The organism is Bartonella sp. AP7XZML, from assembly GCF_042195745.1.
Lineage (GTDB): Bacteria > Pseudomonadota > Alphaproteobacteria > Rhizobiales > Rhizobiaceae > Bartonella.
The window spans coordinates 1-2,186 of sequence record NZ_JBHIOT010000027.1 but is presented as its reverse complement, the minus strand read 5'-3'; the positions used below and the strand labels follow the sequence as shown (position 1 = coordinate 2,186).

Genomic DNA, 2,186 nt, shown 5'->3' with positions numbered 1-2,186 from the left:
TGTTCTTTTATATTTCGATTGGTTACTTTAATCGTTTATTTAGATCGCTAGCTGTTTTGATAATAAAAGCCGTGTCTTAAAGGACGCGGCTTTTTTGCTATAAAGCAGCCCCCGCCCCGTTATTTTATTTATGCTGCTTTTTCAGTGATTACATCATTACTACAAACATCATCACGAAATGTTTTCTTTTCCTTAAGAGCGGCGTTGCCATAAATCTTAACATCTTTGTAAACAACCGCTTTTCCATAAACTCTTGCATTATCAAAAATATGAGCACCTTCGTATATATAAGAAGATCCTGATACTTTTGCATTGCCATAAACAAAGCCACTCACATCAGCACTATGCCAAACCTTGGCATTGTCATAAATTTTTGCATTTACAGCAATAAAGGCTTTCCCATAAACCACGGCATTGTTACAAACTTGACCACAAATTTTTGCATCACCATAAACCTTGGCATTGTCATTAACCACGCACTTGCCATAAACTACTCCCTTACCACGAACCCACATACTACCATTAACACTCGCATTATCAGAAACCTGTGCATTGCCATAAACATGGGTATCATGACCATAAACTTTAGCTTTTCCACTCACTATAGCATTACCATAAACTTTAGCATTTTGAGCAACAATGGCATCATTACGTATTTTTGCATTTTCAGAAACGACGGCATTCACAGCAACTATAGCATTATCATACACCCAGCAATTACCATCATGTGAGAGATTATCTTCACTTTCAATAAAGCCACCAAGGTCCCCTGTCTTTACATCATCGAAATCCCTTAATGCACGAATGCGATAAAAGTGTTTAGGTTGACGGGTTTCAGCATCTTTAACTTCTTTAATTTCGTCTGTAAATTCATATTTTTTAGATACATTTTTAGTGGTCATAGGTAGCTCCCTAATCTAATATTCAAACAAATTTTTAAATGAAATGGTTATAAGGAGGCGCCCCCGCAACGCCTGTTATTTAAGCTGCTTTTTCTAAAATATTATTCGAGTTATATATGACTTTATTGCCACTATAAACCTCACCTTCCCTATGAACAAAATCACACTCTCTTAATTTTGCCTTGCCTGAAACCTTCCCATAAATTTTTGAATAACCTGATATTTTTGCATTACCATAAATAATCCCATGAATTTCAGCATGCCCTTCAATAACAGCGTTCCCATGAACGTGTGCATTTTTATAAAGTTTTGAAAAACCTAGAACCTTGGCATTACCATAAACTTTTACATCAGCATAAATGCAAGCATATCCAGAAAGCTTGGCATTACCAAAAATATGCGTATCATTAAAAACCCAAGCATTATAATGAACGTGCGCATTCCCATAAATTCTTGCACGAGGATAAATACGTGCAAAACCATAAACTTCAGCATTTCCATAAACAAAGCCACCTACAACAGCCTTGCCATAAACACGGGCGTTTTCATAAATACAAGCTTCCACATTAACATGCGCATACCCACTTACAACGGCATTATCGTAAACACGTGCATTAGCATAAACCTTGGCATTACCTGCAACCCAGCAATTGCCATGATGCGATAAATTGTATTCACTGCCAATAAAACCGCCGAGGTCCCCTTTTTTGACATCTCCAAAATCTCTTAATGCTCTAATTCTATGAAGTGTCTTAAAACCAACTTCAATCGTCTCGCCTGTAAATTCGTATTTTTTTGCAAACTCTCTCTTTTTAAAAGAGCCATTATCATCTGTAATAAAAAAGGAAGATTCTTGATTTTTAACTGTAGCACTCATGCTAGTAATCCTATTCGTTTAAATTGTTTGTTATTGACAGCCCTATAAGGGCGCCGGGCGCTAACAAACACGGCGAATAGTCCGTCGCTATGCTTTTCCCTCGCGAAGGGTATTGTATAACATAGCTACACCCGACAAAATCGTTATATGCCAACGATAGCACAAAAGAAAGTCAGTATTTTAAGAAATGGGAAAAACCTTACGTGGTTTAACCGCTATTCGCTATAGTGTTTGTTAAGCACTTGCCAACCTTAATAAACGACCTTTTCCTTAAAGTCAATACGTATTTTTTATTTTTTTCAATTTTTTTCATTTTGATACCTACATAATTGAATATCAAGTGCTTTTAAATTTTACTTTTGGTTTTTAGTATAAAAATGTAGTGCGTAAATGGACATGTTTATTAA

At 36.0% G+C, this 2,186-nt stretch carries 2 protein-coding genes; both read right to left on the bottom strand.

The genetic code is table 11. The features are described from left to right. Positions 1-128: 128 nt before the first annotated feature. Positions 129-902 (bottom strand): hypothetical protein, encoded by a 774-nt coding sequence (locus ACFILT_RS03205; protein ID WP_375679564.1) that lies wholly within the window; start codon positions 900-902, stop codon positions 129-131. Between the two features lie 79 nt (positions 903-981). Further along, positions 982-1,779, bottom strand: coding sequence for a hypothetical protein (locus ACFILT_RS03200; protein WP_375678941.1), 798 nt, complete (start codon positions 1,777-1,779; stop codon positions 982-984). Positions 1,780-2,186 lie beyond the last annotated feature (407 nt).